The sequence below is a fragment of the Candidatus Protofrankia datiscae genome (assembly GCF_000177615.2).
In the GTDB taxonomy this organism is placed as follows: domain Bacteria; phylum Actinomycetota; class Actinomycetes; order Frankiales; family Frankiaceae; genus Protofrankia; species Protofrankia coriariae.
Genome location: NC_015656.1, coordinates 1,936,573 through 1,950,221 on the forward strand (window position 1 = coordinate 1,936,573; position 13,649 = coordinate 1,950,221).

Here is a 13,649-nt window from a genome sequence, read left to right on the forward strand (position 1 = left end):
GCTGGCGCTCCACCCGGGACGCAGGGAGGGACGTGTGGCCGGACGCATCCGTGACGCCGATGTCGCTGCCGTGCGTGACCGCTCGCCGATCGCTGACATCATCGGCGACTATGTGCAGCTCCGCCCGGTCGGCAGCGGCCAGTTGCGGGGCCTGTGCCCGTTCCACGACGAGAAGACGCCATCGTTCAACGTCCGGCCGCAGGTCGGCGCCTACCACTGCTTCGGCTGTGGCGTCGGCGGCGACGTGATCGCCTTCGTGCGGGCCATCGACGGGCTGTCCTTCCCGGAGGCGGTCGAACGGCTGGCCCGCCGTGCCGGGATCGCCCTCACCTACGAGGGTGGGGGAGTGACCAGCCGCGCGGTCACCAGCCAGCGCCAGCGGCTGCTCGACGCCCACCGGGCGGCCGCGGAGTTCTACGCCGAGCGGCTGGCCGGCGCCGAGGCCGGCGACGGCCGGGCCTTCCTCGCCGCCCGCGGCTTCGACCAGGAGGCGGCGGCGCGGTTCGGCGTCGGTTACGCGCCCGCCGGCTGGGACACCCTCACCCGTCACCTGATGGGCCGGCACTTCACCGCCGCGGAGCTCGTCCTCGGTGGCCTGGCCAAGCAGAGCAGCCGCGGCAGCCTCATCGACCGGTTCCACCGCCGGCTGGTCTGGCCGATCTGCGACCTCGCCGGGGACGTGGTCGGGTTCGGCGCCCGCCGTCTCGCCGCCGACGACCCCGGGCCGAAGTACCTCAACACGCCCGAGACCCCGCTGTTCAAGAAGGCCAACCTGCTCTACGGGGCCGACCTGGCCCGGCGGGAGATCGCCCGGCGATACCAGGTCGTCGTCGTCGAGGGTTACACCGACGTGATGGCCTGCCACCTCGCCGGGGTGCCGACCGCGGTCGCCTCCTGCGGCACCGCGTTCGGCAGCGAGCACGTGACGGTGCTGCGGCGGCTGCTGATGGACCAGAGCGAGCACCGCGGCGAGGTCGTGTTCACCTTCGACGGCGACGAGGCGGGCCGCAAGGCCGCCATCCGGGCGTTCGAGTTCGAGGAGCGTTTCGTCACCCAGACCTTCGTGGCGATCGAGCCGTCCGGGCTGGATCCGTGCGATCTGCGCGTCCAGCGCGGGGACGTGGCCGTGCGCGACCTGGTCGCCTCCCGCCTCCCGTTGGTGGAGTTCGCCATCCGCGGGAAGCTGGCCGGCTTCGACCTCGACACCACCGAGGGACGTCTGGCGGCGATCGACGCGGCCGCCCCTCTGATCAACAAATTGAAGGATCGAGGGCTACGACACCGTTACGCGGTTAATCTGGATAACTGGCTTGGTTTTCTGGACGAGGAGTTCGTGGTGCGGCGGGTCGCTGAGCATCGGCCACGAGGGGCCGCCGGTGGTACGGCGTCCCTCGACGGCCCTGCCCACGGCCAGGGCGACCACGCGGCGCGCGGCGGTCGCACCGGCGGCCGGGCCGAGCTGCCGCGTCGGCATGACGCCGTCGCGGACGACACTGTCGTGGCGGTGGAACGGGAGGTACTCAAGGTCGCCCTCCAGTATCCGGGACTTGCCGGCCCGGTGTTCGACACGCTCTCCCCGGAGCTGTTCACGGTCCAGGAACACCGCGCCGTCCGTGAGGTGATCGCTGCCGTGGGCGGTGTGTGCGCCGGTCTGCCCGCCGCCGGTGACGTCCAGACCTGGGTCAAGACGGTGGTGGAGGCGGCCGGGCAGGACGAGCTTCGGCGGTTCGTCATCGAGCTTGCCGTGGAGGCGGTGTTCTGTGACCACGATGTGGACGACCGGTATGTCGATGAGCAGATGTCACGCGTACAGGAGTTGCAGGTGACCCGTCGCATTGCGGATCTGAAGTCGCGTGTGCAGCGGCTCAATCCCGTAACCGACGCCGAGACGTTCAGACGCGCATATGGTGAGCTGATCGCCTTGGAACAGCACAAGCGCCAACTCCGGGAGCGGGGCCTGGGTGCCGCGTAACCTGGGTCGATCCCGAGAAGGAAGTGACGAGATTCCGACCATGAGTCCAGCCGTCCTACCGCGCGAAGCCCAGGTGGACGAGGTCAAGGACCTCATCACCCGAGGCAAGGAGATCGGTTTCCTCACTACCGAGGACGTCACGGTCGCCCTCCAGGCGGCCGAGCTGCCACCGGAGCAGACCGACGCCGTCCTGCAGGTCCTCAACGACGAGGGCATCGAGATTCTCGAGGCGGGTGGGGAGGACGCCGAGGAGAACGACCTGCTCGCCCGGCGTCGTCGTGAGGAGGAGGAGCTGGCGCTCAAGGCGCCGACCTCCGACCCGGTGCGCATGTACCTCAAGGAGATCGGGAAGGTCCCGCTGCTGACCGCGGAGGAGGAGGTCGACCTCGCCAAGCGGATCGAGGCCGGCCTGTTCGCCTCCGAGAAGCTCGCGGCGGCCACCCGCAAGACCTCCCCGCAGATGCGCCGCGACCTGGAGGCGATCGAACGTGACGGGCAGATCGCCAAGCGCAAGCTCGTCGAGGCGAACCTGCGGCTGGTGGTGTCGATCGCCAAGCGCTACGTGGGCCGCGGCATGCTGTTCCTGGACCTCATCCAGGAGGGCAACCTCGGTCTGATCCGCGCGGTGGAGAAGTTCGACTACACCAAGGGCTACAAGTTCTCCACCTACGCCACCTGGTGGATCCGGCAGGCGGTCACCCGGGCCATCGCCGACCAGGCACGCACCATCCGCATCCCGGTGCACATGGTCGAGACGATCAACAAGCTGATCCGCATCCAGCGGCAGCTCCTGCAGGACCTCGGTCGTGAGCCGAGCCCGGAGGAGATCGCCAAGGAAATGGATCTCACACCTGACAAGGTGCGTGAGATCCTCAAGGTGTCCCAGGAGCCGGTCTCCCTGGAGACGCCGATCGGTGAGGAGGAGGACTCCCACCTCGGCGACTTCATCGAGGACTGCGACGCGGTCGTGCCGGTCGACGCGGCCAGCTTCATCCTGCTGCAGGAGCAGTTGGATTCCGTCCTGCACACGCTCTCCGACCGGGAGAAGAAGGTCATCCAGTTGCGCTTCGGGCTCACCGACGGCCACCCGCGCACGTTGGAGGAGGTTGGCCGGGAGTTCGGGGTCACCCGCGAACGCATCAGGCAGATCGAGTCGAAGACGCTGTCGAAGCTGCGCCACCCGTCCCGGTCCCAGAAGCTGCGCGACTACTTGGAGTAGACACCCCTACAGGTAGGGGGTCCCGCGCGGCCGGGCGAGGCACGGGCCGCTCGGTGGCTGTCGGCAGCAGACGGTGTTCCGGCTGCCGTGCGCCGATTTGTCGTGCCTCGTTGTGTACTCTATGTCGCTCTGTGTCCTTGTTGTGTCCCGATGCCGGTAAACCGGCCGGAGTCGTCTCTGCGGGTCGGAGCGCACTAGTAGTCACTCGATGACTTAAAGTACCCATCATGGGTACTGTGCTGCCTCATCCCGATGCCCAGGGCGTTCCTGGACCCTGGAACGGGCCACAGACACGGGCAGGAGCATCACCTGCCGTGGTGGGGACGCGGCCGACGCGTCCGCTCGGCGGGCAGATCGGTGCGGACGGCGCACCGTCAGGATCATCCAGCCGGCAACCGCCCGGCCGACAGCTACCGGAACAGCTGCCGCGGCGGCTACCCGGCCGGCAGCCCGCGCCCCGTGGCGGGGGAGGGTCGGTCGGACGCCTTGTACGAGGCGTCGGCGAGTTATTGATCACTGTTGGTTTCGTGGTGGCGCTGTTCGTGGTCTACGAACTGTGGGTCACCGACATGGTGCAGGAGCGCACCCAGAGCCGGCTGCGCTCCGAACTGTCCCAGCAGTGGGCGGCCGCGGCCCCGGCGGGCCTGCCGCAGCCGCGGCTGGCACCCACGGCCGTCGGCGACGGGGTGGCCGTGCTGCGCATCCCTCGTTTCGGCGACGGTTACGCCCCGGTTGTCGTCGAGGGGGTGTCGGACGGCGCGCTACGGCGCGGCCCCGGACATTATCCGGGGACCGCCTGGCCCGGCGAGCCCGGCAACTTCGTCGTGTCCGGGCATCGCACCACCTACGGCCATCCGTTCAGCCGGCTGGACGAACTGCGGATCGGTGACCAGGTTGTCGTCGAGGTGCGGGACCATTATTTCGTCTATCGGGTGACGGGCTCGGAAGTGGTCGACCCCGCCCGGACGGACGTGATCCTGCCGGTACCCGGACAGCCCGGCGCACGGCCCACGAAAAGCCTGCTGACGTTCACCACCTGCAATCCGAAATACTCGGCCAGCACCCGCCTGATCGTCTTCGGTGAGCTCACCGGCACCCGGCCGAAGACACCCGGGCAGTCACTTGGCCCGGCCAGGGGGTGACGGGTGTACGGATGGATTTTCCGGCGTCTTCCCGGCGGGTTCGCCGTAAGACTCGCGCTGCTGGCCGTGCTTGTCGTGGCAGTGGCCGCCGGCCTGCTTTTCGGCGTCTTCCCGGCTGTCGAACCCCACCTTCCGCTCACTCGGGTGACTGTTGACGAATGAACCACGGCGGGGTGTTCCCCACCGGTTGGGCCCAGTTGGGCCGCGACCGTCCGGCGGCGAGAACAGCGCCCTGCACCGCGGTGCCGAACCCGGCACGCCGCACCGAACAGGACGGAGGCCACCACGGCCGATGCTGAACCTGGAGCCGTGCTGAACATGGAGCCGATGCTGAACCTGAGTCCTCCCCGCACCGGCCACCAGCATCCGCTGGTCGTCCGCCATCCGCTGGTCCGCGCCTGGCCCGTGACTGTCGTCGTGGCGGCGTTCGGGCCGTATCTCATGAACGGTGTGCGCACCGAGCAGGTGGTGGTCTACGGGTCGCTGCTGGCCAGCCTGCCGTTCCTCGCGTCGCGGCTGAGATTCGACGGACGGTACGCGTGCGTCCTGGGCCTGTGGGCGTTCCTGGCATTTTCGACTATGATCAACCCGGACAGCTCCGTCGTATCCGGCCGTTTTCTTCCGGGCAGTATGCTGTCCGGCGTCGACAACTATCTGTACCCGTTGGCCGCATTGCTCCTGGTGAGCTGCTGGCTGGCGGCCGGATATACCCGGCTGGTCCTGCTGGACGTCGTGTGCACGGCTTTTGTCGTGCTGGTCGCCGGCAACGGGATAATCGCGTTCAGCGGTCTCTTCATCAATCCGACCGGATGGTTGCAGAAGTTCTGGGGCTACGGGCCGGCCACCCTGGAGACGACGGTTGCCGTACGCGCCTTCAGCAACGGCCGGCTGACCGGGATCTTCACGCAGCCGGCCGAGGCCGGTATCGCATACTCTCTCGCGCTGTTCGCGGCGCTCTACCTTTTCGGCCGGCCCAGCCGGGACAGGCCGGTGCTGCTCGGCATCGTTGCCACTCCGGTGCTCGTCGGCGGTGTCCTGAGCGTGTCGAAGACGTTCCTGCTGATCGGTGTGCCGCTGGCGTTGTGGCAGGCGGTACGCCAGGGCTGGCGGCTTCGGCGGGTGCTCGTCATCGCCGCCATGGCGGGGCTGTTCAGGATCGCCCTCAACCAGGTCGACATTCCGCAGTGGCGCGGCGCGTGGATGCTGTCCGCGCTCTTCAGCGGCGGTGACGGCGGCAGCGTCATGGAGAAGTACACGGCGGGCCGGCTGGGGTCGAACGGCGCGTCCGGTATGGCGTTCGACTATGTCCTCGCCACCCGGCCCTGGTTCGGCTACGGCGCCAGTGGGCTCGCCGTGCCGTATGACAGCTCCTGGGTCGAGGTGATCATCGTCGGCGGCGTGCTCGGGGTGGTGCTGTTCACGCTCGTGCTGGCCGTCCTGGTCGGGACGTGGCTTGGTGGGCGACCGGCGCGGTCCGGGCCGCAACGGCCGTTCGCCACCTCCGTGCTCGTCATGAGCCTGGCGGCGACCGCGGGCCTGCCCGCTTTCACCGCCAACCGGGTGGCGCTTTTCATCTGGATTTTCCTGGCGCTTCTCCTGCTCGTCGGTGACAGCCCTCCCGACAGGACGCGGAAAGCCGCCGGAAAACCGCTGGAGAAGGCTTTGTGACAGCTCGGCGGCGAAGCCTCCGGGTAGATTTCCGCTCCGGGCCGGTAGGCGTCGCCGACCGCCCGCGCTCAGGTTCCGGCCGGGCCGGGAGGTTCGGGAACCGTGGCTTCCAGGAAGGTACCGCCGACGGTTTCCCCGAGCCCGTTATCCCGCAGTGGCAGCGCCATGGGCGGCGCTACCCGGGGCACGCCGCGGCCGCGAGCCTGTCACGATTTCCGTGTAAGCCAAAGGTGAATAGCTTACGCGTTCACGTTATCAGAAGGGTAGACGTCCGGGGAAAAGGTTGGCGAGCGAGTTGAGCGCAACTTTCCATCCGTAAACATTCACGTGGATTCGTGATCTTGCTGTGGGTGGCTGGCGTTGGAGCCGGGTGTGGATGTTGTTCGGTGTTCGGGTGTGTTGCCCGTGACGGCATGGTCGGGGCGTGGTGGTGTCGCCGGATGGGATGTCGCGCGAGGAGCTGGTTGCTCTCGTGGTGGCGCAGGCGGGGCTGATCGAACAGCTGCGGGCCGGGATCGCCGAGCGCGATGAGCGGCTGGCCGGGCAGGAGCGCCGGGTCGAGGAGTTGGCGGCGGAGGTCGACCGGTTGAGGCGGGCGGGCTCGCGGAACTCGGGGAACTCGTCGTTGCCGCCGTCGTCGGAGGGGGTGCTGCCGGGTCGGGCCGGGCCGAACCGGGCGGAGCGCCGCGCCGCCGGGGGCGGGAAGAGGAAGCGCGGGAAGCAGCCGGGGCAGGACGGGCGGACGCTGGCCTGGCGGGAGGAGCCGGACCGGGTCGAGGCGCATTTCCCGGTCGGGGCGTGTGGCTGCGGGGCGTCGCTGGCGGAGATGGCGGCGGTCGGGGTCGCCCGCTCGCACCAGTCCCACGATCTCGAGCCGGTCCGGGTCGGGGTGACCCAGCATGATCTCTACCGGGTCGTGTGCGGCTGCGGACGCTGCCACGTGGCCGCCCGGCCGGAGGGGGTGTCCGGGGCGCCGGTGTCCTACGGGCCGGAGTTGCGCGCGCTCGCGACGTACTTCCTGGTCCGCCAGCACCTGCCGGTCGAGCGGGCCCGGGAGGCGGTCGTCGAGCTGTGCGGGGTGGCGGTCTCGGCGGGCTGGCTGCATTCGCTGCTGGCCCTGGGCGCGGACGCGGTCGAGGAGTCGGTCACCGAGATCGGGGAGCGGATCGCCGCTGAGAAGGTCGCCGGGTTCGACGAGACGCCGCTGAAGGTCGGCCCGAAGGGCGAGAAGCGCTACGTGCTCTCGGCGTCGACGCTGCTGTTCACCCTGTTCATGCTGGGGCGGCGCGACAAGGCCAGTTTCCGGGTGTTCCTGCTCGGCCGGATGCTCGGGGTCGTCGTCCACGACCGCTACGCCCTCTACGACTGCGACGAGTGCACCGGGTTTCTCCACCAGTTGTGCGTGTCGCATCTCCTGCGCGACCTCCAGGACGTGGTCGAGACCTACCCGGAGGCGCCCGGGGAACGCCGGGTCGAACACGGCGGCCGACCACATCACGGTCGCGTCCGGGAGTGTGGTGTACGGAGAGTGACTCCGCGTGATCCTGGTTCAGGTTATGCGGTCAACGCCTCCGGTGTCACGCTGATCTCGGGTGTGTCGCGGGATTCCTGCGCCGGGTCGCATTTGGCGAGGATTTCCAGGCCGATGTAGCGATGGGTTTCGATCCACTCGTCGTGCTGCTCGGCCAGCACGGCACCGACGAGCCTGATGATAGCCCCACGGTCGGGGAAGATACCTACGACATCGGTACGCCGGCGGATTTCCCGGTTCAGTCGTTCCTGCGGGTTCGACGGCCAGATCTGCCGCCAGATCTCCCGCGGGTAGACGGTGAACGCGAGCAGATCGGATTTCGCGTCGGACAAATGATCGGCGATCTTGGGGAGTTTCTCTGAAAGCGCCTTGACGACCCGGTCGAACTGCACGCTGACTTCGTTCGCGTCCGCCTGGTCGAAAACAGTGCGCACCAAGGTGGCGACCCACGGCTGGGAAGATTTCGGAGTGGCGGTCAGCAAATCCCGGAGATAATGGACCTGTGCGGAATTAACCCGTCGGCGTGGCGGTCTCGTCTGCTGGTGTGAGGGAGGCGAGGAGCTGTTCAGTGGTGCGGAACTTCACCGGTGCTGGTGGCAGGTGGATGCCGTCTTCGTCGAGGATCGGGCGGACGTCGAGGAAGGCGGTGCCGATGGTGCGGTGGCTGACGCCGAACAGGTCGGCCAGTACCCGGCCGGTGGCGACTTTGCGGTGATGGAGAACGGCGGCGAGGACACGTTCGCCGCTGGTGATCTTCTGTGGGAATACGCCTGCGCGGGTTCCGGGTAGGCGCTGGCGGCCACGCTGCTGATGCCGGCGCCGTTCCACCGCTGCCGCTTGCCGGACAGACACCTGTTCGACAAGCGCGGCGAGGTCGGCGCGGCTCATGCCAGTCAGCGCGGGGTCGGACAACGCCCAGGGCAGTGACGGTCGGCCGTCGTCGTACTGTCCGCTGTGTGCGTAGGCCGTGATCTGCTCGGCCTGGGTGAACCGTAGCGTCGTCGGCTCGATGGTGATGTTCTGTTCGTGCAGGAGCTGGCGGACGTCGGTGACTGCCTCGCCGATGGTGCGTGGGTTGACCTCCAGCATGTCCGCCAGGACGCGCTGCGAGCAGATCTGGCGCAGGTGGACGACGGTGACCAGGACCCGGTCGCGGGGTGAGAGCAGGGTTCTGCCGTGGGCGCCGGGGGCGTGGCGGCGTGGTCCGCCGCGCTGCTGGTAGCGGCGCTGCTCGCGGCGGGCGGCCTGGGCTGGGGCCAGCTGTGCCGCGAGCGTGTCCATCTCGGCGGTGCTCATGCCGGTCAGACGCGGGTGGGCCAGCAGTACCAGGGTCGCGGCTCGGTCCGGAACGACCGCGGTGTCAACGGCACCGGATGAGTCCACGGCGCCGTCGGAGCGCGCCGGATGGACGGTGTAGTTCCACTTTCCGCGCACCGGATGGGACGTGATCGGGAGGGTATCGATGCGCGCTTTGCTGACCGCGACGCCGACCGGGTAGTTCTGGGTGTCCAGGTGCGCTTCGACACGTAGCCCGCTGCGGGTCCGGGTCGCGGTGATCGTGTTCACGACCACTTCATGGCTGGTTAGCGGCCGGCCGCGCCAGTTCATAGTGATCTGGGAGAACAACCGGTGCTCGATCTTGTTCCATTTCGAGGTGCCCGGCGGGAAATGACACACCGTGATTGCCAGGCCGGTGTCAGCGGCGAGTGTGGCGAGTTCGGCTTTCCAGGACCGGTAGCGGTAGCTGTTGGACCCGCCCGCGTCCGCGGTGACCAGCAGCCGGGTGGCACGGGGGTAGTCGGCCTGGCCACGGGCCTGCCACCAGCGGCGGATCGAGGCCACCGCGAACGCCGAGGTGTCGTGGTCGACCCCGACATTGACCCACCCGGCATCAGCGGTCAGGTCGTAGACGCCGTAGGGGATCGCGGTCTCACCTTGCGGGCCGGTGAAGAAACTGTGATCCTCCACCTGGACGGGGTCGCCTTTCGGTCGCCATTCACGGCCCGGGTTCGGGAGCTGGCCGAGCATCTCCTTCTTCGTATCCACGCTGATGACGGGCTCGCCGGCCTTCCGATGCTCGATGACCTGCTCGTTGAGGTAGCGGAACTGGGTATCCCGGTCAGGGTGCTGTTTCCCTTCCAGAGTCTTGGAGTTCGCCTGCAGGCTGAAACCGGCCGCTCGTAACAACCGGCGGACCGTGGACGGCGACACCGGATGCCCCTGGCGAGTGAGTTTCTCGGCGAGGTGCCGCAGTGACTTCGTGGTCCACCGCAGCGGTGACATCGGGTCACCGCGCTCGTCCGGCTCGACGAGCGCGAGGAGCGCTGCCACCACGGCCGGATCCGTGTCCTCGATGCGTTTGCGGCCCCCGCCCGGCCTGCGGACCCGTCGACCGGACAGCGGCTGTTCGCCTGCTTCCAGCTCGAACACGCCGGTGCGGACCGTGGTCTCGCTGACGCCGGCGACCCGGGCCACCGCGCGGACACCGCCGTGCCCCAGCAGCCGGGCCTCGGTCGCCAGCACCAGCCGCCGCTGCCGCTCGTCCAGGTGCGGCAGCACCACCGCGAACCGACGAGACATCTGATCCAGAACGTTCTCCGTGATCGCCATAGCACGTCATCGAACCAGACCGGTCGAACCACCAGGTTGTTCCTGCACAGGTCCAATGCGTTCGGCAACGCTGCCACGACGCGCCCGGCAGGGTCGCTCCGATCGCGGCCACCAGGCCGGCGTGGGCGTCGGAGGTGACCAGCCGGACCCCGGACAGCCCGCGGGCGACCAAGACAGGGGAAGAACGCCAGCCAGCCGGCCCCGTCCTCGGAGGAGACGACGTCGAGGCCGAGGATCTCCCGGTGCCCGTCGCCGTTGACCCCGACCGCCAGCAGGCAGTGGACGTTGATCACACGGCCACCCTCGCGGACCTTCATCGTCAACGCGTCGGCCTGCACGAACCGGTAGGGGCCGGCATCGAGCGGCCGGGAGCGGAACGCCTCGACCTGGGCGTCGAGCTGTTTCGCCAGTGCCGAGACCTGGGATTTCGAGATGTGCGCGACGCCGAGCTGCTCGACAAGCTTGTCGACTCTTCTCGTGGAGACCCCGAGCAGGTAGGAGGTGGCGATCACCGAGATCAGTGCCTGCTCGGCACGGCGTCGCCGGGTCAGGAGCCATTCCGGGAAATAGGAACCGGACCGCAGCTTGGGAACAGCGAGCTCGATCGTGCCCGCCCGAGTGTCCCACTCGCGCATCCGGTAGCCGTTCCGACGGTTGACCCGTTCCGGAGATACCTCCCCATATTCGGCATTGCAGATACCGTCCGCCTCGGCGCTCATCAGCGCTTCAGTGAACATCTTCACCATCGAGCCCAGAAGATCCGGACTCGCCGCGGCGAGTTCCTTGCCGAACCCCTCGGTGTCGGTCACAGTCGGGCGTACGGCCATCGCGTTGCTCCTTACTCGAGTTCTTCACAGGTCCTCGGAAGGATCACGCGGTGGTCGCTCTACGTCACAGACCGCCACTCCGGCGAGTCGTTAGATCGTTACTCTTCGTACACCACGTCCATGGACTCCAGCCCTGACACTGGCCCCGGAGCACCGTCGCGGCCACGGGGCGTTGTACGACGGGCTGAACAGCGGCCGGTTAGAGATCGCCCGGCTGCGACGTGCACTCGCGGACCTTCCGCTGCCCGCGGCCGCCGGCGGACGACTCGTGCTGGCCGTTGATGTCAGCCCGTGGCTGCGCTCGGACGCGTTGACCAGCGCACAGCGGCTGTTCTGCCACGTGCACGGCCGTGCGAAGAACCAGTCCCAGCTGATTCCGGGCTGGCCGTACTCCTTCGTCGCGGCCCTCGAACCCGGCCGGACGTCGTGGACCGCGGTCTTGGACGCGGTCCGCTTGGGTCCTGCCGACGACGCCACGGCGGTGACGGCCGACCAGCTCCGGGCGGTCGTGGGCCGTCTGGTCGCCGCCGGGCACTGGCGCGACGGCGACCCGAACATCCTGATCGTGATGGACGCCGGTTACGACGTCACCCGGCTGGCGTTCGTCCTGGCTGACCTGCCTGTCGAGGTCCTCGGCCGGATCCGTTCCGACCGGGTGCTGCGGCTGCCCCCACTACCCCGACAGCCCGGCGCCAGCGGCCGTCCACCGAAGCACGGCCCCGAGTTCGCCCTTGACACGCCCGCGACCTGGCCCGCACCGCGGCACACCACGATCACCGACACCAGCCGCTACGGAAGGGCCACCGCGACCAGTTGGGACCGGCTACACCCCCGACTGGCCCCCCGCACCTGCTGGATCGACCACCCCGGCGACCTGCCGATCATCGAAGGGACCCTCATCCGGCTGGAGGTTGACCACCTGCCCGGCGACCGCGACCCCAAGCCCGTGTGGCCGTGGTTCTCCGCAGTCGCGGCCACCGCCGCCGACATCGACCGCGCCTGGCAGTCGTTCCTGCGCCGGTTCGACCTGGAACACACCTTCCGGCTGTTCAAACAGACCCTGGGCTGGACCCGCCCGAAGATCCGCACCCCGCAGGCCGCCGACCGCTGGACCTGGCTGATCATCTCCGCCCACACCCAGCTCCGCCTCGCCCGACACCTGGCCGCCGACCTGCGCCGACCCTGGGAGAAACCCGCCCCACCGGGACGCCTCACGCCCGCCCGGGTCCGCCGAGGGTTCCGGAACCTTCGCACGATCATGCCCCTTCCCGCCAGCGCACCGAAACCCACCAAAGCCGGTCCCGGCCGTCCTCCCGGCTCGACCAACCGCAGCCCAGCACCCCACTACGACGTCGGATAGTAACTAGTCAGGTAGTTTTTGACCTTGAGTTAGCTGATCGCGGGCATCCAGGGACGGCCCTCGGCAAGTTGGACGAGAGCATCGAATGAGGTGCTGCCCATTCTACGGACACGCGATAACTGGACTATATCAGCTTTACGCCGCCTCTGGTATTGATGTCCGACTCGTCAGGTAGAGACGTTCGACGTGTTCCGGGGTGTGGTAGCCGAGGGTGGAGTGGAGTCGCTGCCGGTTGTAGAAGACTTCGATGTACTCGGCGATCGCACTGCGGGCGGCACGACGGGTTAGGTAAATTTCCCGATAGACGAGTTCGTTTTTCAGGGTGCCAAAGAAGGATTCGGCGGCGGAGTTGTCCCAGCACACTCCGGTGGCGCCTACGGAAGGTCGCACGCCGTGTCGTGCCAGCGTGCGATGGTAGGCGTCGGACGTGTATTGCGTACCGCGATCCGAGTGAAAAACCGCGTTCGGTGCAAGGGTGGTGCGGGACGCGGCCATGGTGAATGCGTCGACGACGAGTTCGGTCCGCATGTGACTGGCCATCGACCAGCCGAGAACCTTCCGTGAATAGCAGTCGATGACCGTGGCGAGATACAGCCAGCCTTCGCCGGTACGGACATAGGTGATGTCACCGACGAGCTTGGCCCCGGGGCGGGTGGCGGTGAAGTCGCGGCGGACGTGGTCGGTGGGCACCGGCGCCTGGCCGGGGATCGTGGTGCGGCGGTAGGCCCTGGGCTGGCAGGCCTTCAGCCCTGCTCGGCGCATGATCCGTCGGGCGAGGCGGACCGAGGTGGGCTGGCCCGACGCGGTCAGAGCGGCGGCGATCCGCCGCGCGCCGTAGGTCTGGCGCGAGGCGGCGAACAACGCCCGCACCTGGGTGTCCAGGGTGGTGTGCCGGCGGGTCCGGGACGACACCGGTCGCTGGTACCAGTCGTAGAAACCGGACGTCGACACCACGAGCCACTGGCACATTTTGCGTATCGGGTAGTTGTCCTTCTCCGCGGCGATCAGCTCGAACTTATCGATCACTGATGGCGTTGCGCGAAGAAGGCTGCCGCTTTTGAGAGGAACTCGCGCTCCATCCGGAGTTCCCGGTTCTCCTTCTCCAGCTCCCGTAGCCGGGCACGCTCGGACATCGACAGCGGTTCTTCTTCGCCTTGGTGGGCCCGACGCCAGGTGGCCACCCAGCTCCCCAGGGTTCCCTCGTTGATACCGAGGTCCTTCGCGATCGCCGATACCGGCCGACCCGAATCGATGACGAGTTTCACTGCCTCGTCCTTGTACTCGGGCGTGAACCGCCTCCGGGACTCAGTCATCAATCTC

7 protein-coding genes and 3 pseudogenes are annotated in these 13,649 nt (G+C 68.2%); 6 read left to right on the forward strand and 4 right to left on the reverse strand.

What is annotated here, in order from left to right:
* The first annotated feature begins 34 nt into the window (after window positions 1-34).
* From dnaG to FSYMDG_RS08035, 5 genes are all read left to right on the forward strand, one after another.
* Window positions 35-1,972 carry a DNA primase gene (gene dnaG, locus FSYMDG_RS08015; RefSeq protein WP_013873061.1) on the forward strand — a complete coding sequence of 646 codons (1,938 nt, stop codon included), beginning with the start codon at window positions 35-37 and terminating at the stop codon, window positions 1,970-1,972.
* 40 nt (window positions 1,973-2,012) lie between these two features.
* The gene (locus FSYMDG_RS08020) at window positions 2,013-3,191 is read left to right on the forward strand and encodes an RNA polymerase sigma factor (RefSeq protein ID WP_013873062.1); all 1,179 of its coding nucleotides are present in this window, start codon (window positions 2,013-2,015) and stop codon (window positions 3,189-3,191) included.
* A gap of 422 nt (window positions 3,192-3,613) precedes the next feature.
* Window positions 3,614-4,333, forward strand: coding sequence for a class E sortase (locus FSYMDG_RS08025; RefSeq protein WP_347176459.1), 720 nt, complete (start codon window positions 3,614-3,616; stop codon window positions 4,331-4,333).
* 327 nt (window positions 4,334-4,660) lie between these two features.
* The gene (locus FSYMDG_RS08030; protein ID WP_131772370.1) at window positions 4,661-6,001 is read left to right on the forward strand and encodes a hypothetical protein; all 1,341 of its coding nucleotides are present in this window, start codon (window positions 4,661-4,663) and stop codon (window positions 5,999-6,001) included.
* 445 nt (window positions 6,002-6,446) lie between these two features.
* Window positions 6,447-7,652, forward strand: a complete 1,206-nt coding sequence (locus FSYMDG_RS08035) for an IS66 family transposase (RefSeq protein WP_131773915.1) — start codon at window positions 6,447-6,449, stop codon at window positions 7,650-7,652.
* Here the strand turns inward: FSYMDG_RS08035 and FSYMDG_RS24200 are convergent.
* From FSYMDG_RS24200 to FSYMDG_RS24205, 3 genes and pseudogenes are all read right to left on the reverse strand, one after another.
* Window positions 7,556-8,035, reverse strand: a pseudogene (locus FSYMDG_RS24200) (transposase); the annotation flags it as partial. The gene FSYMDG_RS08035 and the pseudogene FSYMDG_RS24200 overlap by 97 nt on opposite strands.
* A gap of 7 nt (window positions 8,036-8,042) precedes the next feature.
* Window positions 8,043-10,142, reverse strand: coding sequence for an ISAzo13 family transposase (locus tag FSYMDG_RS08045; RefSeq protein ID WP_013873067.1), 2,100 nt, complete (start codon window positions 10,140-10,142; stop codon window positions 8,043-8,045).
* Between the two features lie 52 nt (window positions 10,143-10,194).
* Window positions 10,195-10,969 (reverse strand): annotated as a pseudogene (locus FSYMDG_RS24205) (IS256 family transposase); the annotation flags it as partial.
* 133 nt (window positions 10,970-11,102) lie between these two features.
* Between FSYMDG_RS24205 and FSYMDG_RS08050 the strand changes: the two are divergent.
* Window positions 11,103-12,329: pseudogene (locus tag FSYMDG_RS08050) on the forward strand (NF041680 family putative transposase); the annotation flags it as partial.
* Window positions 12,330-12,464: 135 nt separating this feature from the next.
* Here the strand turns inward: FSYMDG_RS08050 and FSYMDG_RS08055 are convergent.
* Window positions 12,465-13,642 (reverse strand): IS3 family transposase gene (locus FSYMDG_RS08055; protein ID WP_085948540.1). Its coding sequence is split into 2 segments (ribosomal slippage): window positions 12,465-13,381 and window positions 13,381-13,642, totalling 1,179 coding nucleotides; the frame shifts between segments, so codons are not numbered across the junction.
* Between the last annotated feature and the right edge of the window lie 7 nt (window positions 13,643-13,649).